The following is a 22825-nucleotide window of genomic DNA, read 5'->3' as shown; positions in this document are numbered from 1 at the left end:
GACACCCCGGCCCGGGCTCGCGTCGGCGTGATCGACGCCGGTCGCGCCCTGCCCTGTCCGGTCAGCGGCAGCCGCAGCCGGCCAGGGCGGCGCCGATCCGGTCCAGCGCCACCCGGGCGGCCTCCAGGCCGTCCGGCGGCACCGCGTCGGTGAGCACCGCGAAGGTGAGCAGCCGCCCGTCGGCGGTGCTGACCACGCCGGCGATCGCGTGCACCTTGGTCAGGGTGCCGGTCTTGGCCCGGACCACCCCGGCGCCGGCCTTCGTCGCCGCCGTGCCGTACCGGTCGGCGAGGGTGCCCGACCAGTCGGCCACGGGCAGGCCGCCGAAGATCGCGGCCAGTTCGGGGCGGCTGCCGTCGCCGGCGAGCGTGATCAGGTCGGTGAGCAGCGAGGGGCTGATCCGGTTGCTGCGCGACAGCCCGCTGCCGTCGGCGAGGGACAGCTCGTCGGCCGGCAGGCCCAGCTCCCCCGCCACCGCGTCCATCGCCGCACCGGCGCCCTCGAAGGAGGCGGGCTCGTTGCGAGCCAGCGCGACCTGACGGGCCAGCGCCTCGGCGATGATGTTGTCGCTGTCGCTGATCATGATGTCGACCAGCCGGACCATCGGCAGCGACTCCACCTTGCCCAACTCGGCGCCGGGCCCGGGCGTGCCGGTGGCGGCGCCGCCGTCCGCGGCGGGAGCGGTGCCGCGCTTCACCGTGTCGGCCGGCACGCCGAGCAGCCGGGCGAAGGCCCGGCCGGCCGCGAGGTCGGGCTGCGCCACCCGCTCGGCCCAGTGGTTTCCGGCCGCGTCGTCCTTCTTGGCGCGCGGCACGTCGCTGCGGGCGCCGTCGGTCATCAGCGCGGTGATCGCGCCGCCGTAACCGCCGGTGGGGATGTCCTCGTCCCACCCCGGCTCGTGGACGGGGCCGGAGTAGAGCGACGAGTCGACCGTCACCTTCGTCGGCTCCGTGCCGCCGAGCGCCGTGCGCACCTGGGCGGCGAGGTCGTCCAGGCGCGCCGCCCCGGCGTAGAAGCCCTTCTTGTCGACCGCCAGCGTCGGGTCGCCGCCGCCGACGAGCACCACCTCGCCGGGGTTCGGGCCGGCCACCGCCCTGGTCGGGATGCGGTACGCGGGGCCGCGCGCGGCGAGCACCGTCACGCCGGTCACCAGCTTGGTCACCGAGGCGGGCACGGTGCCGTCGTCCTCGCCCTGGCCGAAGAGCGGCTGGCCGGTGACCACGTCGGCCACCGAGACGTTGACCCGGTCGCCGAGCGCGGGCACGTCCACCAGCGGGGCGAGCGCGGCGCGTACCTTCTCGGGGGTGGGCAGCGGGGCGTTCGCGTCCGCGCCGGACAGCACCGCCACGGGCGCCGGCTCCGCCGCCTGCGCCCCCCTCCGGTCGGCCGGCTCGTCGCCCAGCCACTCGGCGACGGGGCCCGGCCGGACCACGGCGATCCCGACGGCGGCGAGCACGAGCACGAGCACCGCGGCCAGCGCGACGGGCAGGACCCGGCGGCGCGCCGGGCCGGACGCCGGGGGCTCGGCCGGGGGCGGGGCGCCCGGGCCGGGCGGTCCGCCGACGGGGCGGGTCGCGGCGGCGGCCCAGAGGTCGGTCGGCCCGGGCGGCGGGCCGTACGCAGCCGGGCCGGCGTCACCGGGAGCCCGGGGCGGCGGGCCGAACGCGGCCGGGCCGGCGTCGCCGGGGGACCCGGGCGTGCGGGGAAGGTGGGCGTCGGGCACCGGGAACCGCCCGGTGGCCCCGCCGGAAGCAGATCGCCCGGTCCCCCGTCCAGCACCGGCCTCCGGGCGGTAGTGTGAATCTTCCCTCCCCACGACCCCCTCCTCCCCCCGCGAAATCTGCTTGGGTGACACTACTTCGGTCCGAACACTATGCGGCGGCCGGAGCCGGCGGGTGGGCATTGACCCGACGGGAGCGGCGTGCCGCTGGTTTCCGTTAGCCAGCGTGGGCAAACGAGGGAGCGTGCAGATGGATTTCGACGTGACGGTTGAGATCCCGAAGGGTCACCGCAACAAGTACGAGGTCGACCACGCGACCGGCCGGATCCGGCTGGACCGCACGCTCTTCACCTCCACGCAGTACCCGGCGGACTACGGCTTCATCGAGGGCACCCTGGGCGAGGACGGCGACCCGCTGGACGCGCTCGTGCTGGTGCCCGAGCCCACCTTCCCGGGCTGCCTGATCCGGTGCCGCACCATCGGCATGTTCCGGATGACGGACGAGAAGGGCGGCGACGACAAGGTCCTCTGCGTTCCCTACGAGGACCCGCGCCAGGAGCACCTGCGCGACATCCACCACCTCGGCGAGTTCGACCGGCTGGAGATCCAGCACTTCTTCGAGGTCTACAAGGACCTCGAGCCGGGCAAGTCGGTCGAGGGCGCCACCTGGGTCGGCCGGCAGGAGGCCGAGGCGGAGATCGCGGCGTCGTACCGGCGCGCCAGGGAGGCCGAGGAGCGCGGCGAGTCCACGCACTGACCCGGAACCGGACGTCGACGGGCCCGGGGGCCGCTCAGCCGAGCAGCCCCCGGGCCCGTTCGTACAGGTCGAGCACCGCGCAGGCGACCGGCACCACGGAGACCACCAGGGCGGTGTCGGTCAGGTCGGCGACCCGACCGACGTACGGGGAGACCGGACGGCGGGCGTACGTGGTGCCGGCGGCCACCGCCAGCAGGGCCAGCGCCAGCCCGGCGACGACCAGCGCGAGCCGACCGGCCGGACCGGAGCGCTCGGCGAGGACGGCGCCCAGCACGGCGTACCCGGCGAGGCCGGCGACCACGGTCGGCACCCGGTGGCGCAGCGCCACGAACAGCCGGGAGCGGAGCAGCAGCACGGTCGCGGCGACCGCCACCAGCAGCCGGCCGGCCAGCCCGCCGGAGAGGCCGAGGACCAGCGCGGCGGACACCGCCAGCACGGCGTGCCCGAGCAGCATCCCGGTGAGCATCTCCTCGGTGCGGGCGACCGCCGCGTAGACGCGGTCCCGGTCGGGCAGGTCCCGGGCCCGGTCGGCGTCGCCCGGCTCGCCGGTCGGCAGGGTGATCGGGGGCAGCGGCACCTTGCCGAGCCGGATGGCCAGCAGCGGGACCGCGCCCACGGCGAAGACCAGCACGCAGAGCAGGACCGCCGCCGTCCCGGCCGGGCTGAGCAGCAGGCCGCCGAGCGCCGCCAGCGCGCCGGCGGACCCCGCGGTGGCGCCGGCCACGAAGACCCGGAGCCGGGTGGCGATGCCGACCAGCCCGAGCACCGACACCAGCAGCAGCGCCACCGAGCCGGCCAGCAGCTCGGGTGCCCCGAGCCAGCGCAGGCCGGCGACCGGCCCGACCGGGTCGCCGGAGCTGACCGCCAGGGTGCCCGCAAGGGCCGCGTACGGCAGGGCGTAGCCGCCGAGGGTCGCGCCGGTCGAGGCGTCCCCGTGGGCGCGGGACGCCACCACCCCGGCGAGGGTGAGCAGCAGCGCCACCACGGCGGCGGCCGGCCAGCCGGCCCGGTGCCCGGGCCCGCCGGCCGCCAGGGCGAGCAGCCCGACAGCCAGCGGCACGGCCGCCCCGGCCAGGGCGGCGGCCCGGGTGGCGGCGGGCGACCACGCGCCGCCGCGCCGCCGGGCCCCGTCGGCGATCGCCTCGACCACGTCGTCGTACTCCAGCTCGGGCCACTGCGCGCGGGCCGGCACGAGGTGCAGCACCTCCCCGTCGCGAACGCCCTGCGGCAGCAGCGCCTGCGCGGTGGCGAGCACCACGCCGTCGGTGCGCCGCAGCACCCAGCCGCCGTGCCGCTCGCCGTCGTCGGCGAGGCCCTCGCCGGCGTGCCGCAGCACCTCGGGCAGCAGCTCGGCCAGGGGCACCTGCTCGGGCAGGGCGACGTCGACCCGCCGCTGGGGGGCGCTGATGGTGACCCGGGCCAACCCGATTGTCATCGACCGGTCTCCATATCGAACGGGATTGGTGGCTGCGCGGACGACAGGACTTTACCTACCATGTGTCGGGCTCGGGTCACCGAGCGCTGTCAGGAGGTCGAGTGTCCACTGTCGTCATCAAGCGGCCACCCCGACGTCCGGCACCGGAGATCCCGGTCGGCGAGCTGCCGGTGGACGCGCCGCCGGAGATCCCCGCCGTCACCGGCGGGCGCTGGCAGCAGCTGCTGATGGTGCTGCCGATGCTCGGCGGCACGGTGGCGATGGCGATGATGTTCGGTCGCGGCGGCGGGGCGTACTCGTACGTGGTCGGGGGCATGTTCGGGCTCTCCTCGCTGGCCATGCTGGTGACCTCGTGGGGCAGCGCCTCCGGCATGCCGAAGAAGTCCGAGATGATGGCCGCCCGGCGGGAGTACCTGCGGCACCTGACGGCGCTGCGGCGTCGGGTCCGGCACACCGCCGGGCAGCAGCGTGCCGGGCTCTACTACCGGCACCCGGATCCCGGCCGGCTCTGGTCGACCGTCGACAGCCACCGGGTCTGGGAACGGCGCCCCGCCGACCCGGACTTCGCGGTGGTCCGGGTCGCCGTCGGCCCGCAGACCCTCGCGACCCCGCTGGTCCCGCCGGTCACCCGCCCGCTCGAGGAACTGGAGCCGATGACGGCGGGCGCGCTGCGCCGGTTCCTGGACGCGTACTCCGTGGTGCCCGACCTGCCGGTGGCACTCTCGCTGCGCAGCTTCGCCCGGGTCTTCGTCCGGGACGCCACCGGCGGTCCGGGCGACGGGTCGGCCGGCCAGGCGTTGGCCCGGGCGATGCTCGCCCAGCTCGCGGTCTTCCACGCCCCGGACGAGCTGCTCGTCGCGGTCTGCGCCGGGCCGGAGCGGCGGGCCGCCTGGGAGTGGGTCAAGTGGCTGCCGCACGCCCACCACCCCACCCGCACCGACGCCCTCGGCCCGGTGCGGCTGGTCACCAGCGCCGCAGCCGAGTTGGAACGGCTGCTCGACGAGGTGCTGGCCAGCCGGTCCCGGTTCAGCCCGGCCGGGCCCGCCACCGACGGCCCGCACGTGGTGGTGGTGCTCGACGGGGGCGACCTGACCGGCGCCACCGACCTGACCGGGGACGGCGGCATCGACGCGGTTACGGTGATCGACCTGGACACCCCGCCGCCGCGCCTGCTCGACCGGTTCGCGCTGCTGCTGGAGCTGCGCCACGGCCGGCTGCACTCCCACTCGGCCGAGGGGCACGCCGAGGTGGGCACGGCCGACCGGCTCGACCCGGTCGACGCCGAGGCGATCGCCCGGCGGCTGGCCCCGCTGCGGCTGGCCACCGCCGTACGCGGCCCGGACGCCCCGCCGGGCGCCGAGCCGGGCCTGCCCGAGCTGCTCGGTCTGGGCGACCCGGAGGGCTTCACCGCCGAGCAGGGCTGGGCGCCCCGCTCCGCCCGGGAGCGGCTGCGGGTGCCGATCGGGGTGGGCGCCGACGGCGGCGCCATCGAGCTGGACCTCAAGGAGTCGGCGCAGGACGGGATGGGGCCGCACGGCCTGCTGATCGGGGCGACCGGCTCCGGCAAGTCGGAGCTGCTGCGCACGCTGGTGCTCGGGCTGGCCGCCACGCACAGCTCGGAGCAGCTCAACTTCGTGCTGATCGACTTCAAGGGCGGCGCCACGTTCGCCTCCTTCGACCGGCTCCCGCACACCGCCGCGGTGATCACCAACCTGGCCGACGCGCTCCCGCTGGTCGACCGGATGGTCGACGCGATCAACGGCGAGCTGGTGCGGCGCCAGGAGCTGCTGCGCCGGGCCGGCAACTTCGCCAGCCTGCGCGACTACGAACGCGCCCGCGCCGCCGGCACCCCGCTCGCCCCGCTGCCGTCGCTGCTGCTGATCTGCGACGAGTTCTCCGAGCTGCTCTCGGCCAAGCCCGACTTCATCGACCTCTTCGTGCAGATCGGCCGGCTGGGCCGGTCACTCGGCGTGCACCTGCTGCTGGCCTCGCAGCGGCTGGAGGAGGGGCGGCTGCGCGGGCTGGACACCCACCTGTCGTACCGGATCGGGTTGCGGACCTTCTCCGCGCTGGAGTCCCGGACGGTGCTCGGCGTGCCGGACGCGCACGAGCTGCCCCGCTCCCCCGGGCACGGCTACCTGCGCTTCGGCACCGAGCCGCTGGTGCGGTTCAAGGCCGCGTACGTCTCCGGGGCGCTCCGCCGGCGCGGCGCGGCACCGGGCGCGGGCGGCGCGGGAGCCCCGCGCCTGCTCGCCTTCTCCACACACCTCGTGCCGAAGCCGGAGCCGGTCGGGCCGCCCGCCCTGCCCGCCTCGGCCGACGAGGGCGAGACCGGGAGCCTGCTGGAGCTGATGGTCGACCGGTTGGCCGGCCAGGGCCCGCCCGCGCACCAGGTCTGGCTGCCCCCGCTCGGGCGGGCGCCGGCGCTGGACGAGCTGCTCGGGCCGGTCGCCGCCGACCCGGCGCGCGGGCTCGCCTTCGGCAACCCGGAGCTGCACGGCGCGTTGCAGGTGCCGGTGGCGGTGGTCGACAAGCCCTTCGAGCAGCGCCGCGACCTGCTCTGGTTGTCGCTGGAGGGCGCCGCCGGGCACGTCGCGGTCGTCGGCGGGCCGCAGAGCGGCAAGTCGACGGCGCTGCGCACGCTGATCTGCGCGCTGGCGCTCACCCACACCCCGGCCGAGGTGCAGGTCTACTGCCTCGACTTCGGCGGCGGCGGGCTGGCCGCGCTGCGCGACCTGCCGCACGTCGGGGGCGTCACCGGCCGCGCCGACCCGACGGCCGTCCGGCGTACGGTCGGCGAGATCGCCACCCTGCTGGTCGACCGGGAACGCCGCTTCGCCGAGCTGGGCGTGGAGTCGATGGCCGCCTGGCGGCAGCGGCGGGCCGCGGCGGCCGGCGCCGACCCGTTCGGCGACGTGTTCCTGGTGGTGGACGGCTGGACCACCCTGCGCGGCGAGTACGACGACCTGGAGCCGCTCGTCACCGACCTGGCCACCCGGGGCCTGTCGTACGGGGTGCACGTGGTGGCGACGGCGGTGCGCTGGCTGGACTTCCGGCCGGCGATCCGGGACCTCTTCGGTTCCCGGCTGGAGCTGCGCCTCGGCGACCCGTCCGACTCGCTGGTGGCCCGCCGGGCGGCGGCGAACGTGCCGGAGAAGACCCCCGGCCGGGGCGTCACCGCGGAGAGCCTGCACTTCCTCACCGCGCTGCCACTGCTGGCCGCCTCCGGCGGGGACACCACCGATCTCGTCAAGCGGGTCGCCGGGAGCTGGACGGGGCCGGCCGCGCCCCCGGTGCGGCTGCTGCCGCCGGTGCTCCCGTACGCCGAGCTGGACCTGACCTCGACCACCGGCCTGCGCATCCCGGTCGGGATCGCCGAGGCGGACCTGCGCCCGGTGGTGCTGGACTTCGCCACCGAGCCGCACTTCGTGGTCTTCGGCGACGCCGAGTGCGGCAAGTCGTCGTTCCTGCGCGCGCTGGCCACCTCGATCATCACCCGGTTCACCCCCGAGCAGGCCCGGGTGATCCTGGTCGACTACCGGCGCAGCCTGTCGGACCTCACCGAGGCCCCGCACCTGATCGGGTACGGCTCCGCCGCGGCGCACACCACCGAGCTGATCGATTCGGCCGCCGGCTACATGCACGGCCGGGCTCCCGGGCCGGAGGTCACTCCCGCGCAACTGCGGGAGCGGTCGTGGTGGTCCGGGCCGGAGCTGTTCGTGCTCGTGGACGACTACGACCTCGTGGCCGGCGGGCCGGCCAACCCGCTGCGCGCGCTGGAGGAGCACCTGCCGCACGCCCGGGACGTCGGGCTGCACCTGGTGCTCGTCCGACGCTCCGGCGGCGCCGGCCGGGCCCAGTACGAGCCGATCGTGCAGCGTCTCCGCGAGCTGTCCACGGCCGGGCTGGTGATGGCGGGCAGCCCGGACGAGGGGGCGCTGGTCGGTCCGGTCCGGCCCGGGCCGCTGCCCCCGGGGCGCGGCCGGCTCGTCACCCGGCGCGAGGGCGTACGGCTGGTCCAACTGGCGTATCTGCCGTCGCCGTGACGGGTGTCCCCGGATCGCCCCGCAAGGCCGCGGGGAACCGGTAATCTCCGATCGTCATGTTTGCGTCTGGGATGAACGGCTTGAGGATGTGACCACGGTGCGGCACAGCTGTCCGCCGGCGGGCCGGCGGATCGCCGGACGCGCGTTGCTCGGGGTGGCGGCTGCCGTCGCCTCGGTTGCCGGTCCGGTCACCCCGGCCGACGCCGCCCCCCGACCGGTCGCCGCCGCCCAGCCGGTCGCCGCCGTCCCGGTGCCGCTCGCGCCCACCGACAGCCAGAGCCGCCCCGACCAGATCCGCGACGAGCAGTGGCAGCTCGACGCGTTGCAGGCGAAGGCGGCCTGGCGCAGCTCGACCGGGCGCGGGGTCACCGTCGCGGTGATCGACTCCGGGGTGGACGCCTCCCACCCCGACCTGGCCGGCCAGGTGCTGCCCGGCCTCGACCTGGTCGACCCCGGGGGCTCCGCCGACGAGCCCGACCCGGTCGGCCACGGCACGACCGTGGCCGGGCTGATCGCCGGGCGGAACGACGACAAGCGCGGCGCGGTGGGCCTCGCGCCCGACGCCCGGATCCTTCCGGTCCGCGTCCTCGACGCCGAGAACCGCTACGACGACGCGATGATCGTCGCCAAGGGTGTGCGCTGGGCCGTGGACAACGGCGCCCAGGTGATCAACCTGTCCCTCGGCGGCAGCGGCGACAGCGCCGCCCTGGCCGCCGCGATCGACTACGCCTTCGCCCGGGACGTGGTGGTGATCGCCTGCACCGGCAACGTGGCCACCTCGTCCAGCTCAGAGGTCTGGTACCCGGCCCGGGAGCCCGGCGTGATCGCGGTCGCCGGGCTGGATCGCGACAGCGACAACCTCTGGTCCGGGTCGATCACGGGGCGGGCCACGGCGCTCGCCGCCCCGGCCACCAGCCTGGTCGGGGCCCGCCCCGGCGGCTACTGGCGCGTGCAGGGCACGAGCTTCGCGGCGCCGCTGGTCGCCGCCACCGCCGCGCTGGTGCGGGCCCGCTACCCGCAGCTCTCCGCCGGCGACGTGGTGAACCGGCTGCTGACCACCGCCCGCGACATCGGCCCGACCGGTCGGGACGACCGCTTCGGGTACGGCCTGGTCGACCCGGTCGCCGCGCTGGACGCCGAGGTGACCCCGGTGGGCCGCAACCCGCTCGACGACCAGTCCTCGCCGGGCGTGGTCGGGTTCGGTCCCGCGCCCGGCTCGGCGCAGGCCGACGTCTCCGGGGCCGGCAGCGACCGGCTCGGCCTCACCGTGCCGCGTGGGCAGACCCGCTGGGCGGCGCAGCCGGCGGGCACGCACGAGGAGGCCACGCCGGAGCGGCTCTGGACCGGGGCCGCCCTCTTCGTCGCCCTGCTCACCGGGGCGGCGTTGATGGCGCGCCGGTTCCGCCAGTGGACTCCACCGGCCGCCCCGCCTCGCCCGGCCCGGGTGGAGCGCCGCCCGCCCGCGAGCTGAGCCGGCGATCCGAGCCGGCGGGCGAGTTGGCAGCCCGAGCCGGCGGGTTGGGGCGGCGGCCGGGCCGACCCGACCAGCACCCGCACGGCGAGGGCGATCCGACTGCCCGGTCCGCGTCTGGCCGGCCCGGGTACCGGGTAGAACGGATGTCATGAGCACGCCGGGCCCGCGTACCCTCGCCGCGCCGCCGCGACCCTCGTGGCGCAGCCGCCGCCTGCACCCGGACCACTCCCGCGGCCTGCGGCTCACCCTCGCCGTCGGGGCCGCGTTCCTGGTGGTGGTGCCGTTCACGCTGCTGGCGCTCCTGGTCCGGGGAGACTGGCCCCCGCTGCGCCGGCTGGACACGGCGGCGACCGACGCGCTGGCCGGCTACGCCGCCGACCACCCGGCCTGGGTACGCCTGATGTCCCTCTGGACCGACGTGTTCGCCCCGATGCCGCTGCGTGTCGGCGCACTGGTCCTGGTCCTCTGGCTGGTGCGGCGGGGGGCCCGGCAACTGGCGGTCTGGGTCGCCGTCACGATGACGGTGGGCGGCCTGCTCAGCCCGCTGCTCAAGCTGCTCTTCGGCCGGTCGCGGCCCGACCTGCCCGACCCGGTGGCCCAGGCGCCCGGCCTGGCATTCCCGTCGGGGCACGCGCTCAACGCCGCCCTGGCCGCCGGGGTGCTGCTGGTGGTGTTCCTCCCGCACGCCGGGCCGGTCGCCCGCCGGGTGGTGGTCGCGGCCGCGCTGCTGCTCGCCCTGGTGACCGGCTTCAGCCGGGTCGCTCTCGGCGTGCACTGGACCAGCGACGTGCTGGCCGGCTGGCTCCTCGGCGTGGCCGTGGTCGCCGCGACCGCCGCCGCCCTCACCGTCTGGCGGGCCACCCCGCCCAGCCGCCCGTCCTGACGCGGGCAGCGCCCGCCGGGCACGGACGGCCCGGGGCGGCCGGCAGAGCCCGGCCCATCGGGCGCCGACCGCCGGGAACGGCCGTCAGGACCTGGGCCGGCGCGCGCCGGGCGCCCGGGACCGTCGTCGGAACCCGGGCCGGCGGGCGGTATGGGCGGTGTGGCACCGCGCTGACGGGTCTCCGCGCCGACGCCGACCGGGAGAGCACGCGACTGCCTCCCGTCGCCCCCGCGACCCGGCGGGCAGGGTCAGGTGCACTCGCCGGTGCCGACGGCGCGGGTGCGCTCGGCGCCGGCCAGGGCGACCGGGCGGGCCTCGGCCGCGGTCACCGCGAACCCGGTGTTCGGGTCGTCGGCCGCCGCCGCGAAGATCACCCCGAGGACCAGCCCGTTCGACGAGACCAGCGGGCCGCCGGAGTTGCCGCTCTGCACGAGGGCCCGGATCGTGTAGATCTCCCGGGTCACGTTGCCGGCGGAGTAGATGTCCGGCCCGGTGATCCGGTCGACGTCCCGGACCCGCGCCGACTGGGCGTTGTACGGCCCGTCGAGCGGGAAGCCCAGGACGATGGCGTCCGCGCCGCTACCCGCGTTGCCGGCGGCGAAGCGCATCGAGGGGCCGGGCAGCCCGGGCACGTGCAGCACGGCCAGGTCCCGGTCGGGGTCGTAGACGACCACCTTGCTGTCGTACCGGTCGCCGTTCAGCTCGACGACGGTGGAGCGGGTGCCGGCGACGACGTGCGCGTTGGTCATGACCCGGTCGTCCGCGTAGACGAAGCCGGAGCCCTCGATGCGGCGCGAGCAGCTCGGGGCGGAGCCGAGCACCTTGACGACCGACCGCTGGCTGTTGACCACCACCTGCGAGCCGGCGAGCGCCGGGTCGGGCGGGGACACCTGCCGGGCGCGGGTGGGCGCCAGGTCGCCGAAGACGTCGGGGAAGCCGTTGGTGTCGACGGTGTCCCGCAGCGCCGTGGAGAGCTGCTGCGCCTGGTCCGGCAGGACCCGGTCCACGACGGTGAGCAGCGCGCTGTTGCGGACCGAGGAGGCCAGCCAGGGCAGCGACGACGAGCCCAGCGGCACCGCGACGAGCCAGGCGACCAGCAGCACGGCGAAGAGCGAGACGAACGCCCCGCCGACGTCGTCGGCCCGCCTGCCCACGTCGCTGGTGATCACCTTGCGCAGGTGGGAACCAACCCAGCCGGCGAGCGCCTGGCCGACCACCGCCAGCCCGAAGACCGCCACCAGGGAGATCAGCACGCGGGTGCCGCTGTCGACGAACTGCTGCGCCAGCAGCGGCCCGACCTGGAGACCCACCAGCGCGCCCAGGAAGAAGCCGCTGAACGACAGCACCCCGATGACGAAGCCCTGGCGGTATCCGCTGATCGCGAACACGAGCATGAGCAGCAGCAGTACGAGATCCACGGCGGACACGCGTCAAGCGTACGGGCACCCGGCCCGCGGAATGACCATCGCGTGCGGAAGGTGACCGTCCGTTCAGCGCACCGGAGTCTCGTCCACCGCGTCCGTGCCGGCCGAGGGCGCCGGGGTGGCCCCGGTCGGCGGCAGGTCGACGACCCGGTCGCGCGGCCACGGGCGGGCCCAGCCACCCATCTCCAGCAGGGCGGCCAGGACCCCGGCGGTGAAGCCCCAGACGAGCATCCCGCGCGCCGAGAACGCCGGGCCGATCCAGCCGCTCGGGTGGCGTACGCGCATCCGGTTCTCCGGGTCGACCAGCTCGCTGACCGGCAGCCGGGCCACGTGCGCCACCTCGGCCGGCTCCCGGGGGTGCACCGGGTGCGGGGCGTGCCACCAGGCGAGCACGGGGGTGACCACGAAGTCGCTGACCGGGATCCAGAGCTTCGGCAGCTCGGCCAGGACGGTGACGCTGGCCGGGTCGAGGCCGACCTCCTCGTTGGCCTCGCGCAGCGCGGTCGCCGGGGCGTCCGCGTCCTCCGGGTCGGCCGCGCCGCCGGGGAAGGCCGGCTGGCCGGCGTGGTTGCGCAGGGTGGCCGCCCGCTGGAGGATCAGCACGTCCGGGCCGGCGCCGGGCTCCTCGCCGAGCAGCACCAGCACGGCGCTCTCCCGCCCGCCGGTCTCCGGGGTGGCCAGCCTGGTGAAGTCCTCGCTGCGCGCGCTGCCCAGCCGGGCGAGCAGCGGGTCGAGCCAGCCCGGCGGCTGTCGGCTCACGCCGACACCTCCGCGCCCCACCGCGCCCACCGGCGACGCACGCCCGCACCTGCCCACCGGCGGCTCACGCCGACACCTGCCCGCCCGCGGCTCACGCCGACACCGCCAGGCCGAGGTGCTGCCGGACCAGTTCCGCCAGGCGGGCGTCGTCGAGCGTGCCGGAGGAGTCGACGTGCCGGACGTTGCCCTGCCCGTCGACGAAGACGGTCAGGGGGATGGCCTTGCGCCGCAGCTCCTGCTTCAGCCGCTCGCCCCGGTCGACCAGCACCGGGAAACGGACCCCGAAGTCCTCGCCGATGGCCTGGGCGCCCTCGCGGCTGTCCCCGCTGTTCACCCCGATCACCCGGAGCTGGCCGGCGGCCCGGTCGCTGAGCCGCTGGAAGGCGGGCAGCTCGTCGCGGCAGGGCGGGCACCAGGAGGCCCAGACGTTGACCACGGCCGGGCCGCGCAGCTCCCGGAGGGCGACCGGCGCGCCGCCGGTGAAGCAGTCCAGGGTCAGGTCGGGCAGTGCCTGCCCCGCGCCCCCAGACGCCGACGCCGGGGCGCCGGACGCGGGCGGGCTGCCGAGCGCCGAGCAGTCCTGGAACGGCGACGGCCGGTTCGCGGCGGCCTCCTGCCGGCCGGTCGGGCCGCTCTCCTCCTCGGTGCCGTTGCCGGCGGTGCACCCGCCCACGGCCAGCAGCACGGGTACGAGCAGGGCGGCGAGTCGGCGGTTCATCGGTTCACCGTGGTTCGCGACTGCGGGGCTCGCAACACCGGCTCACTCCTCGCACTCACGGTGCCTCCGCCACGACGGCCTGGACGGGCACCAGCTCCGGGTCGACCCCGGCGGCCACCGCCAGGTCCCGGGCGCGGGGGCCCTTGAGCAGCCGCGCGGCCGCCGCCGGCTCCGTCGGCCCGGTGCCGTACGACGGGCAGAGCTTCGTCAGCGTGCACGCGCCGCAGGCCGGCTTGCGGGCGTGGCAGACCCGCCGGCCGTGGAAGATCACCCGGTGCGACAGCATCGTCCAGTCCCGCCGGGGGAAGAGCGCCCCGATCGCGTGCTCGATCTTCACCGGGTCGGTCTCGGCGGTCAGCCGCCAGCGCTGCACCAGCCGCCCGAAGTGGGTGTCGACGGTGATCCCGGGCACACCGAAGGCGTTGCCGAGGATGACGTTGGCGGTCTTGCGGCCGATGCCGGGCAGCGTCACCAGGTCGACGAGCTTGCCGGGGACCCGGCCGTCGTACCGCTCGACGAGGGCCTGACCGAGCTTGATCAGAGAGTCCGTCTTGTTGCGGTAGAAGCCGGTGGGCCGGATCAGCTCCTCCATCTCCGTCCGGTCCGCCCCGGCGTAGTCGGCGGCGGTCGGGTAACGGGCGAAGAGCTTCGGGGTGACCTCGTTGACCTTCTTGTCCGTGCACTGCGCGGAGAGGATCGTCGCGACGGCCAGCTCCAGGGGGCTGGAGTGGTCGAGTTCACAGTGCGCGTCGGGGTGGGTCTCGGTCAGCGCCCGGCCGATCCGCCGGGCGCGGCGCGTACGCCCGAGGTCGGTCTCGGTGGAGCCGGAGGAGCTGGTGGTCACGCCGGCCAGCCTACGTCGCCGGAGTGACCGGACGCCGGGGCCACGCGCCGCGCCGCCCGGTCAGCCGCCCTGCGGCGGGCTGATCGCCCCGGAGTCGTCGAACCGGGCGCCGGTCTCCGGGAAGTCGCTGCGGGTGAGCTGCTTCACGAGGCCCAGGCCGCGGTCGTCGCCGTCCATCGTCGGCTTGCCGGCGGAGTTCATGTACGTCGAGACGAACGAGCCCCCGGCCCAGCTGCCGTCCGGCTTCAGCGACACCTTGAGCACCCCGCCCCAGCCGAGCCGGCCGGCGTTGCTCAGCGAGTTGCCCCCGCCGGCGAAGTTGCCCAGGCTGTACGCGATCAGCCGGCCCTTGTAGAACTCCATGCCGCGCAGCACGTGCGGGCCGTGCCCGACGATCAGGTCCGCCCCGGCGTCGATCATCGCCTTGGAGAACTTGACGGGGTCGCCCCGGTTCTCGCCGAGGAACATCTCGGTGCCCGGCCGCACCCGGGTCTTGTCGGCCCCCTCGCCGCCCATGTGCACCTGCACCACGACCACGTCGGCCTGACCGGCCGCCTTGGCGATCACCCGCTTCGCCTCGGCGATGTCGACGAGGCTGTTGGACCAGACGTACGACGAGAAGCCGGCGACCGCGACCTTGACCCCCTTGACGTCGACCACGGTGATCTGGTCGGGCGCCCCGGTGTGCGCGAGGTCGTGCTTCTCCAGCGCCTTCTGGGTGTTCTCGTAGCCCTTCGGGCCGAAGTCGTAGCCGTGGTTGTTGGCCTGGTTGAGCAGGTCGAAGCCGGCGTCGCGCAGGTGGGCCGCGTAGTCCGGCGGGGCCCGGAACTGGAAGCAGCGGGTCGAATTCGGGCCGCACTTGCCGGTGCCGGTGTCGACGGTGAGCGGCTCCTCCAGGTTGCCCATCACCAGGTCGGCGGCGAGCGCCTTCTCGACGGAGTCGAAGAAGCCCTTGCCACCGTTGGCGGGCAGCCGGTTCGGCGCGTTGCCCATGATGATGTCGCCGGTCGCGGAGAGCGAGATCGCCTGCTCTGCGGGCTGTGCGGGCTGGCTGGAGCGGACCGGGGCGCCGGTGCCGCCGGCACCCGCGCCGGGCTGCCAGACGGGGTCGCCCCCGGACCCGGGCTGGCCGCAGCCGGCGGCGAGCAGGACGGTGAGCAGCGCGCCCAGGGCGAGCGCGACCCGGCGGGGCGGAGGGGAGGCGGCAGAGTACATCGAGCGCGACCCTATCGGGTATGCAACGCCGGGACGAGACCCGATCGGACGGATGTTCAGCCAGTCGGCCGATCGGACCACGGGACCACGGTGCCCGCCCCGCCGGCCGTCACGGCGGCGTGCACGGCCCGGGCCAGCGGGGCGCCCCAGGTGGAGCGCGGTCCGCCGTACGCCGACTCCGGGCCGTCGAGCGGGCAGAGCACGGTGACGGCGTCGGTGGGGGTGCCGGTGCCGGGCACGCCCAGCTCCGCGATCGCCTGCGCCTTCGCCTCGGTGGCGGTCGCCACCGCGTTGACCAGGGCGGCGTCGCCGAGCCGGGCCGGGACGTACACCACGATGTTGACCGTGCCGACCCGCTGGCCGGGCGCCGCCGGGGCGGGCTCGGCCGCCCAGACCGGGGTGCCCAGGCCGACGGTGGCCCAGACCCGCACCCCGGTGTCCGTCCGGGCGACCACCTCGGCGACGTCCACCCCGGTCAGCAGGCCCACCCCGGGCCCGTCGAGGTCGAGCCCGCCGGCCAGTCCGGCCAGGTGGTCGGCCGGGTCGTCCCGGTCGTACGACATGGGTACGGTCGCGTTGACGACCCAGCGCCGGACGCCGATCCCGCCGCCCAGCGGCGCGGAACTCACCGCGCGCAGCGGGCGGTCGGCGCGCCAGACCAGCAGCGGGACGTCCCGACCGTCCTCCCGACGGGCGGTCAGCACGGGTTCGCTCAGCACGCGGTGACCCTACGACCCGGCACCCGCCGGCCCGCCGGCGCCCGGACGGCGCGCGATCTTACTGCTTGATCACGTCGGGCGGGTTACGCCCAACGATCAAGATTCCAGGGGTGCACCTCTGATTCCAGCTCACGTGCGCCTAGACTGGCCACGCGCGAGGGATCAGCGGACGGCGGACCCGGCCGACGGACGGCACGCGCAGGTGGAGGTGCGCGATGGACGAGGTACTGGCCCGCAGCGGGATCTTCCAGGGCGTCGACCCGGAGGCTGCCGAGGCGCTCGCCAAGGAGATGGAGACGCTCGAGGTCCGCAAGGGCGAGATCGTCTTCAACGAGGGCGAGCCCGGCGACAGTCTCTACATCCTGCTGTCCGGCAAGATCAAGGTGGGTCGCCGGGCGGCCGACGGCCGGCAGAACCTGATCGCCGTGATGGGCCCGTCGGACATGGTGGGCGAGCTGTCGCTCTTCGACCCCGGCCCGCGTACGGCGACGGCCACCGCGGTCACCGACACCCGGCTGGTGCGGCTGCGCAAGCAGGCCCTGCGCCCGTGGCTGAACAACCGGCCGGAGATCGCCGAGCAGCTGCTCCGGGTGCTCGCCCGCCGGCTGCGGCGGACGAACGACTCGCTGGCCGACCTGATCTTCACCGACGTGCCCGGTCGCGTCGCCAAGAACCTGCTCCAGATGGCCGGCCGCTTCGGCACCCGCGACGGCGGCGTGCTCCGGGTGACCCACGACCTCACCCAGGAGGAGATCGCCCAGCTCGTCGGCGCCTCCCGGGAGACCGTCAACAAGGCGCTGGCCGACTTCGCCTCGCGCGGGTGGCTGCGCCTGGACGGCAAGAGCATCATCATCCTCGACCCGGAGCGCCTGGCCCGCCGCGCCCGCGTCTGACGCCGCCGGGGCCGGGTCCACCCCGGCCGCCTCGGCAACACCGGTCCGGACCGCACGCCCGCGGCCGGGCCGGTTCGCGTTCGGGCCCGCAGCCACCGGAGCTCCCGACTGCCGGTCTGCCCAACTGCCGGTCTGCCGGTCTGCCGGTGGCAGAATCGCTGGACTCCGGCCGGGTCGGTGGGCATGGTGGAGCGATGCTGGACCGGGTCGCCGTCCTCTCCGACATCCACGGGGTGCTGCCCGCGCTGGAGGCCGTGCTGGCCGAGCCGGACGTCGCCGCCGCCGACCTGATCGTGCTCACCGGCGACATCGCCGCCGGACCACAGCCGGTCGAGGTGCTCGACCTGCTCGCCGGCCTCGGCGACCGGGTCTGCTGGGTGCGCGGCAACGCCGACCGCGAGCTGGTCGAGGCGCGCGCGGGCCGCAAGTCGCCGGTCGACGTCTCGAACTGGGCCGCCGAGCAGCTCCGTGCCGACCACCTCGCCCGGCTGGCGGCGTTGCCGCTGACGGTGACCCTGGAGGTCGCCGGCCTGGGTCCGGTGCTCTTCTGCCACGCCACGCCCCGCGACGACGAGGAGGTCGTGCTCGTCGACTCCCGGATGGAGCGCTGGGCGGAGGTGCTCGCCGGGGTGCCGACCGAGGTGGGGACGGTGGTCTGCGGACACACCCACATGCCGTTCACCCGGCTGGCCGACCGGCGGCTGATCGTCAACCCGGGCAGCATCGGGATGCCCTACGGCGGCCCCGGCGCCTTCTGGGCGCTGCTCGGGCCCGGGGTGCACCTGCGCCGCACCCGTTTCGACGTGGACGCCGCCTGCGCCCGGGTGGCCGCCGAGTCGGCCTTCCCCGACGCCGCCGAGTGGGCGGACGAGTACCTGCGCTCCCGCCACAGCGACGCCGACGCGCTCGCGGTGTTCGCCCCCCGCGACGGCCGCTGAGCAGTCCGGCCCGTCGACCCGCCGCATGGCCGACGGGCCGGCAGGGGCACGCCGTCGGTCAGGTTTGCCCTTGTACCAGTTACCCGGCGCCGCGACGTTCGGGCGCAGACCTGCGGGATTCCTCGTCGCTCCCTGTCGAGTTGCCCCATCCATGCGACCAACGGCACAGCGGGCCAGCGGCCAGCAGGCCAGCAGGGCAGCGGCCAGCGGGCCAGCAGGCCAGCAGGGCAGCGGCCAGCGGGCCAGCGGGCCAGCGGGCCAGCGGGCCAGCGGGCCGGCGGGCTGACAGCAGCGGCAGCGGGCCGTGCCCCATCCGTGGGGGCAGCTCGACAGCGTCCGGAGGACTGGTCCTCGTCAGGGTCGGCCCGGCTCCGAGAGCTGCCGGACAGGCCAGACCCTGGCGGCGGTCCCAGCCGGCCGGCCGGCGAGTACCGGCCCGCCACCGGCCGCCAGCCACCGGCCGCCAGCCGCCAGCCGCCAGCCGCACAGAAAAAGTCAGTCTTGACTGTTTGTTTCGGTGGCGGCACGCTGTCCCCGTGCCCGCCGCATCGACCCGCGTCCCTCAACAGGAGCGCAGCCGCGCCACCCAGGCCCGGCTGCTGGAGGCGACCGTCGAGTGCCTGGTTGAGCACGGCTGGGCCGGCACCACCACCACCGTCGTGGCGGCCCGCGCCGGCGTCTCGCGCGGCGCCCAGCTCCACCACTACCCCACCAAGGCCGCGCTGGTCACCGCCGCCGTCGCGCACCTCACCGAACGCCGGGCCGAGGAGCTGCGCAGCGAAGCCGAGGCGCTGCCGCCCGGCCCGCAGCGCCTCGACCGGGTGATCGACCTGCTCGGGGCGGCCTTCACCGGCCCGCTCTTCGTCGCCGCCCTCGAACTGTGGGTCGCCGCGCGCACCGACCGGGAGCTGCGCGAGGCCCTGCTGCCGCTGGAGGCCCGAGTCGGCCGCGAGATGCACCGACTCACCGTCGCGCTGCTCGACGTGGACGAGCGCCGCCCGGGCGTACGGGAGGCGGTGCAGGCGACCCTGGACCTGCTCCGCGGGCTGGGCGTGGCCAACCTGCTCAGCGACGACTCGTCCCGCCGCACCGCCCTGTTGCACACCTGGAAGCGCCAGCTCGCCGCCCTGCTCACGCCCTGACCGCCGCCCTGACCGGCCCGTCCCGCACCGGAGGCACCATGGTCGACCTGAAGGACCTGCTCGCGGAGCTGGCCGACGAGGCCGAGCAGCTGGACGGCCTGGTGGACGGCCTGTCACCAGGCGACTGGGAGCGGCCCACCCCGGCACCCGGCTGGAGCATCGGCCATCAGATCGCCCATCTCGCCTGGACCGACCAGGTGGCGCTGCTCGCCGCCACCGACCCCGAGGCGTTCTTCGCGTCCGTGGCCGCCGCTCCCGACCCGGCGCGGCTCGTCGATGCCGGCGCGGAGGAGTTCCTCGCCCCGCCGACCGAGCTGCTGCCCCGCTGGCGTGCCGGCCGGGCCGCGCTCGCCGCCGCACTGGCCGGGGTGCCGGCGGGCGGGAAGCTGCCCTGGTTCGGCACCCGGATGTCGCCCGCCTCGATGGCCACCGCCCGGATCATGGAGACGTGGGCGCACGGTGCTGACGTGGCGGACGCGCTCGGCGTCGTCCGTCCCGCCACGGCCCGGCTGCGGCACGTCGCGCACCTCGGCTTCCGCACCCTCGGCCACAGCTTCGCCGCCCACGGCCGGCCGGTGCCGGCAGCGCCGGTGCGGATCGAGCTGACCGCGCCCGACGGCGGCACCTGGACGTACGGGCCGGCCGGGGCCGCCGACCGGGTGACCGGCCCGGCGCTCGACTTCTGCCTGCTGGTCACCCAGCGCCGGCACCGCGCCGACCTGGCCCTGGCGGCGACCGGTCCGGTCGCCGACGAGTGGCTGGACGTCGCGCAGGCCTTCGCCGGCCCGCCCGGCCCCGGCCGCCCGCCACAGGCCGAGGGAACCGACGCGACCGGCACCGACGCGGGCGCGCCGGCCGGCACGGGCACGGGCACGGCGGTGGTGCCGGCATGAGCGGAGTGCTACGCGTCGGCAACGCCTCCGGCTTCTACGGGGACCGGTTCAGCGCGTGGCGGGAGATGCTCGACGGCGGCGAACTCGACGTACTGACCGGCGACTACCTGGCCGAACTGACCATGCTGATCCTCGGCCGCGACCGGCTGCGCGACCCGTCCCTCGGCTACGCGAAGACCTTCCTCCGCCAACTCGAGGGGTGCCTCGGCACCGCCCTGGACCGGGGCGTGCGGATCGTCACCAACGCCGGCGGGCTGAACCCGGCCGGCCTGGCCGCCGCGATCGGGTCGCTCGCCGACCGGCTCGGCCTGACCGTGCGCGTCGGCCACGTCGAGGGCGACGCCCTCCCGCGCCCGGACGCGCTGACGGCCAACGCCTACCTCGGGGCGTACGGCATCGCCACCTGCCTGGACGGCGGGGCCGACGTGGTGGTCACGGGCCGGGTCACCGACGCGTCCCTGGTGGTCGGGCCGGCCATCGCCCGGTTCGGCTGGGGGCGCGACGACCTGGACGCGCTGGCCGGGGCGACCGTCGCCGGCCACCTCGTCGAGTGCGGGGCGCAGGTGACCGGGGGGAACTACAGCTTCTTCACCGAGCTGCCCGACGGCGGGCACCGCCCCGGCTTCCCGATCGCGGAGCTGCACCCGGACGGCTCCTGCGTGATCACCAAGCACCCCGGCACCGGCGGCGCCGTCACCGTGGAGACCGTCACCGCCCAACTGCTGTACGAGGTCGGCGGGCCGGCCTACCTCGGGCCGGACGTCGTGGCCCGGCTCGACACGGTCGAGCTGAGCGCCGCCGGGCCGGACCGGGTGCGGGTGAGCGGCGTCCGGGGCGCCCCACCGCCGGACACCCTGAAGGTGGGCGTCAACAACCTCGGCGGCTTCCGCAACTCGATGACCTTCGTCCTCTGCGGGCTCGACATCCCCGCCAAGGCGGCCCTGGTCCGGGGCCAGATCGAGGAGGCGGTCGGCACGGAGGGGCTGGAGTTCACCCTGGCCCGCACCGACCACCCCGACGCCACCGACACCGAGGCGGCCAGCGCGCTGCTGCACGTACACCTGCGGGACGGCGACAGGGCGCGGGCCGGGCGGGCCTTCTCGGCGGCCGCGGTGGAACTGGCCCTGGCCTCCTACCCGGGCTGCACGCTGACGACGCTGCCCGGCGACGCGACGCCCTACGGGGTGTTCACCGCCGACACCGTGCCGCAGGACGCGGTGCCGCACGTCGCGGTGCTGCCCTCCGGGGAGCGGCTGCCCGTCCCGCCGCCGCCCCGCACCGTCGGCGCGCCCGACGGGCCGGCGCCCGTCGCCGACCACATGAACGCCGGCCCGCCCGCCGTCGACCCGGAACGACCCAGCCGCACCTCACCCCCGCCCCTGTCGGCCGACCCGGCAGCGGCCGGTGACCGACGCGGGGCCGGCCCGGGGCGGCCCGTCGCGCCCGCCGACCGACCGGCCCGGCGCGCGCCGCTCGGCGAGTTGGTCGGGGCCCGCTCCGGCGACAAGGGCGGCGACGCCAACCTCGGCGTCTGGGCCCGCACCGACGCGACGTGGTCGTGGCTGCGCGGCTGGCTCACCGAGGCCCGCCTGCGCGAGCTGCTGCCGGAGACCGCCCCGCTGGCCGTGGAGCGGTACGAGCTGCCGAACCTGCGGGCGGTCAACTTCGTCGTCCGGGGGCTGCTCGGGCAGGGGGTGGCCGCCTCCACCCGGTTCGACCCGCAGGCCAAGGCGCTCGGCGAGCTGATCCGCTCCCGGGTCGTCGACCTGCCGGCGGACCTCGCGCCCGGGGCGGCCGGCACGACCACCACCCAGGAGGAGCCGTGACCATCGTCGACACCCCGGAACGGCGGCAGCTCCGGGAGCTGACCAGGGCCTTCGTCACGCGGGAGGTGCTGCCGCACCTCGACGACTGGGAGCGGGCCGGCGAGGTGCCCCGCTCGCTGCACGAGACGGCCGCGAAGATCGGCCTGCTCGGCGTCGGTTTCCCGGAGGCGGTCGGCGGCAGCGGCGGCGACCTGCTCGACTCGATCATCGTCACCGAGGAGGTGATCCGCTCCGGCGGCTCGTCCGGGCTGATCGCCGCGCTGTTCACCCACGGCATCGCGCTGCCGCACATGGTGGCCTCCGGTGACGGCGAGCTGATCGACCGGTACGTCCGGCCGACGCTGGCCGGGACGATGATCGGCGCGCTGGCGATCACCGAGCCGGACGGCGGCTCGGACGTGGCGGCCGTCCGCACCTGCGCACGGCGGGACGGCGACCACTACGTGGTCAGCGGGTCGAAGACCTACATCACCAGCGGGGTCCGCTCCGACTTCGTGACCACCGCCGTCTGCACCGACTTCCCCGGATCCGGGTCGCTCAGCCTGCTGGTGATCGAGAAGGGCACCCCGGGCTTCACCGTGGGCCGGCGGCTGGAGAAGCTGGGCTGGCACTGCTCGGACACGGCCGAGTTGTCCTTCGTGGACGTGCGGGTGCCGGTCGCCAACCGGATCGGCCCCGAGGACACCGCCTTCCTGGCGATCATGCAGAACTTCGCCAGCGAGCGGCTGTCGCTGGCGACCCAGGCGTACGCGACCGCGCAGCGCTGCGTCGAGCTGGCCGCCCGCTGGTGCCGGGACCGGTCCACGTTCGGCCGTCCCCTGGCGAGCCGGCAGCTCGTCCGGCACCGGCTGGCCGAGATGCACACCCGCAGCGAGGCGGCGCGGGCGTACGTGCACCAGGTGGCGGCGCGGGTGGCGGCCGGCGAGCCGGTGGTGACCGAGGTGGCGATGGCGAAGAACGTCGCCGTGGCGGCCTGCGCCGAGGTGGTCGACCAGGCGCTCCAGCTGCACGGCGGCTACGGCTACCTGCGCGACGCCGAGGTGGAGCGGCACTACCGGGACTCGCGGATCCTCGGCATCGGCGGCGGCACCACCGAGATCATGAACGAGATCATCGCGAAGGGCATGGGCCTGTGAGGG

17 protein-coding genes and 1 pseudogene are annotated in these 22825 nt (G+C 75.9%); 10 read left to right on the top strand and 8 right to left on the bottom strand.

Annotated elements, in window-relative coordinates; genetic code table 11:
• Positions 1 to 61 precede the first annotated feature (61 nt).
• Positions 62 to 1489 carry a D-alanyl-D-alanine carboxypeptidase/D-alanyl-D-alanine-endopeptidase gene (gene dacB, locus ACGFZ2_RS26680; RefSeq protein ID WP_393458096.1) on the bottom strand — a complete coding sequence of 476 codons (1428 nt, stop codon included), beginning with the start codon at positions 1487 to 1489 and terminating at the stop codon, positions 62 to 64.
• Between the two features lie 481 nt (positions 1490 to 1970).
• Here dacB and ACGFZ2_RS26675 point away from each other — a divergent pair, with 481 nt between their 5' ends.
• Positions 1971 to 2477 (top strand): inorganic diphosphatase, encoded by a 507-nt coding sequence (locus ACGFZ2_RS26675; RefSeq protein WP_393268398.1) that lies wholly within the window; start codon positions 1971 to 1973, stop codon positions 2475 to 2477.
• A gap of 34 nt (positions 2478 to 2511) precedes the next feature.
• Here ACGFZ2_RS26675 and eccD read toward each other — a convergent pair whose 3' ends face one another.
• On the bottom strand, positions 2512 to 3912 hold the full coding sequence (eccD, locus tag ACGFZ2_RS26670) for a type VII secretion integral membrane protein EccD (RefSeq protein ID WP_393458009.1): 1401 nt from the start codon (positions 3910 to 3912) through the stop codon (positions 2512 to 2514).
• A gap of 101 nt (positions 3913 to 4013) precedes the next feature.
• Here eccD and eccCa point away from each other — a divergent pair, with 101 nt between their 5' ends.
• The 3 genes from eccCa to ACGFZ2_RS26655 all read left to right on the top strand — a co-directional run bounded on the left by eccCa (position 4014) and on the right by ACGFZ2_RS26655 (position 10315).
• A complete protein-coding gene (gene eccCa, locus ACGFZ2_RS26665) occupies positions 4014 to 7958 on the top strand; it encodes a type VII secretion protein EccCa (RefSeq protein ID WP_393458006.1) in 3945 nt (1314 codons plus the stop codon).
• Positions 7959 to 8046: 88 nt separating this feature from the next.
• Complete coding sequence (gene mycP, locus ACGFZ2_RS26660; RefSeq protein WP_393458003.1) at positions 8047 to 9429, top strand: type VII secretion-associated serine protease mycosin; 1383 nt, start codon at positions 8047 to 8049, stop codon at positions 9427 to 9429.
• Positions 9430 to 9580: 151 nt separating this feature from the next.
• Positions 9581 to 10315, top strand: a complete 735-nt coding sequence (locus tag ACGFZ2_RS26655; RefSeq protein ID WP_393458000.1) for a phosphatase PAP2 family protein — start codon at positions 9581 to 9583, stop codon at positions 10313 to 10315.
• A 248-nt stretch (positions 10316 to 10563) separates the two neighbouring features.
• Here ACGFZ2_RS26655 and ACGFZ2_RS26650 read toward each other — a convergent pair whose 3' ends face one another.
• From ACGFZ2_RS26650 to ACGFZ2_RS26625, 6 genes are all read right to left on the bottom strand, one after another.
• Positions 10564 to 11742, bottom strand: coding sequence for a MarP family serine protease (locus ACGFZ2_RS26650; RefSeq protein WP_350709467.1), 1179 nt, complete (start codon positions 11740 to 11742; stop codon positions 10564 to 10566).
• A gap of 63 nt (positions 11743 to 11805) precedes the next feature.
• Positions 11806 to 12498, bottom strand: a complete 693-nt coding sequence (locus ACGFZ2_RS26645; RefSeq protein WP_357696116.1) for a CoA pyrophosphatase — start codon at positions 12496 to 12498, stop codon at positions 11806 to 11808.
• Positions 12499 to 12589: 91 nt separating this feature from the next.
• On the bottom strand, positions 12590 to 13216 hold the full coding sequence (locus tag ACGFZ2_RS26640) for a TlpA family protein disulfide reductase (RefSeq protein WP_393457997.1): 627 nt from the start codon (positions 13214 to 13216) through the stop codon (positions 12590 to 12592).
• Between the two features lie 55 nt (positions 13217 to 13271).
• Entirely contained in the window at positions 13272 to 14060 is a 789-nt protein-coding gene (gene nth, locus ACGFZ2_RS26635; protein WP_393457994.1) for an endonuclease III, read from the bottom strand.
• A gap of 60 nt (positions 14061 to 14120) precedes the next feature.
• A complete protein-coding gene (locus tag ACGFZ2_RS26630; protein ID WP_393457991.1) occupies positions 14121 to 15275 on the bottom strand; it encodes a CapA family protein in 1155 nt (384 codons plus the stop codon).
• Positions 15276 to 15331: 56 nt separating this feature from the next.
• On the bottom strand, positions 15332 to 15994 hold the full coding sequence (locus ACGFZ2_RS26625) for an adenosylcobinamide amidohydrolase (RefSeq protein WP_393268415.1): 663 nt from the start codon (positions 15992 to 15994) through the stop codon (positions 15332 to 15334).
• Between the two features lie 215 nt (positions 15995 to 16209).
• Here ACGFZ2_RS26625 and ACGFZ2_RS26620 point away from each other — a divergent pair, with 215 nt between their 5' ends.
• The 6 genes and pseudogenes from ACGFZ2_RS26620 (at position 16210) to ACGFZ2_RS26595 (ending at position 22822) form a co-directional block, all read left to right on the top strand.
• Positions 16210 to 16887 (top strand): Crp/Fnr family transcriptional regulator, encoded by a 678-nt coding sequence (locus tag ACGFZ2_RS26620; protein ID WP_089003062.1) that lies wholly within the window; start codon positions 16210 to 16212, stop codon positions 16885 to 16887.
• 194 nt (positions 16888 to 17081) lie between these two features.
• Positions 17082 to 17825, top strand: coding sequence for a metallophosphoesterase family protein (locus ACGFZ2_RS26615; protein ID WP_393457988.1), 744 nt, complete (start codon positions 17082 to 17084; stop codon positions 17823 to 17825).
• Positions 17826 to 18361: 536 nt separating this feature from the next.
• Positions 18362 to 18967, top strand: a complete 606-nt coding sequence (locus ACGFZ2_RS26610; protein ID WP_393268417.1) for a TetR/AcrR family transcriptional regulator — start codon at positions 18362 to 18364, stop codon at positions 18965 to 18967.
• Positions 18968 to 19005: 38 nt separating this feature from the next.
• Positions 19006 to 19791, top strand: a pseudogene (locus tag ACGFZ2_RS26605) (TIGR03084 family metal-binding protein); the annotation flags it as partial.
• Between the two features lie 65 nt (positions 19792 to 19856).
• Positions 19857 to 21686 (top strand): acyclic terpene utilization AtuA family protein, encoded by a 1830-nt coding sequence (locus tag ACGFZ2_RS26600; RefSeq protein ID WP_393457980.1) that lies wholly within the window; start codon positions 19857 to 19859, stop codon positions 21684 to 21686.
• Positions 21683 to 22822 carry an acyl-CoA dehydrogenase family protein gene (locus ACGFZ2_RS26595; protein WP_393457977.1) on the top strand — a complete coding sequence of 380 codons (1140 nt, stop codon included), beginning with the start codon at positions 21683 to 21685 and terminating at the stop codon, positions 22820 to 22822. The genes ACGFZ2_RS26600 and ACGFZ2_RS26595 overlap by 4 nt, the downstream gene beginning before the upstream one ends.
• Positions 22823 to 22825 lie beyond the last annotated feature (3 nt).

This window comes from Micromonospora sp. NPDC048063 (assembly GCF_043202855.1).
Lineage (GTDB): Bacteria > Actinomycetota > Actinomycetes > Mycobacteriales > Micromonosporaceae > Micromonospora.
This window is presented reverse-complemented; position numbering and strand designations above follow the sequence as displayed.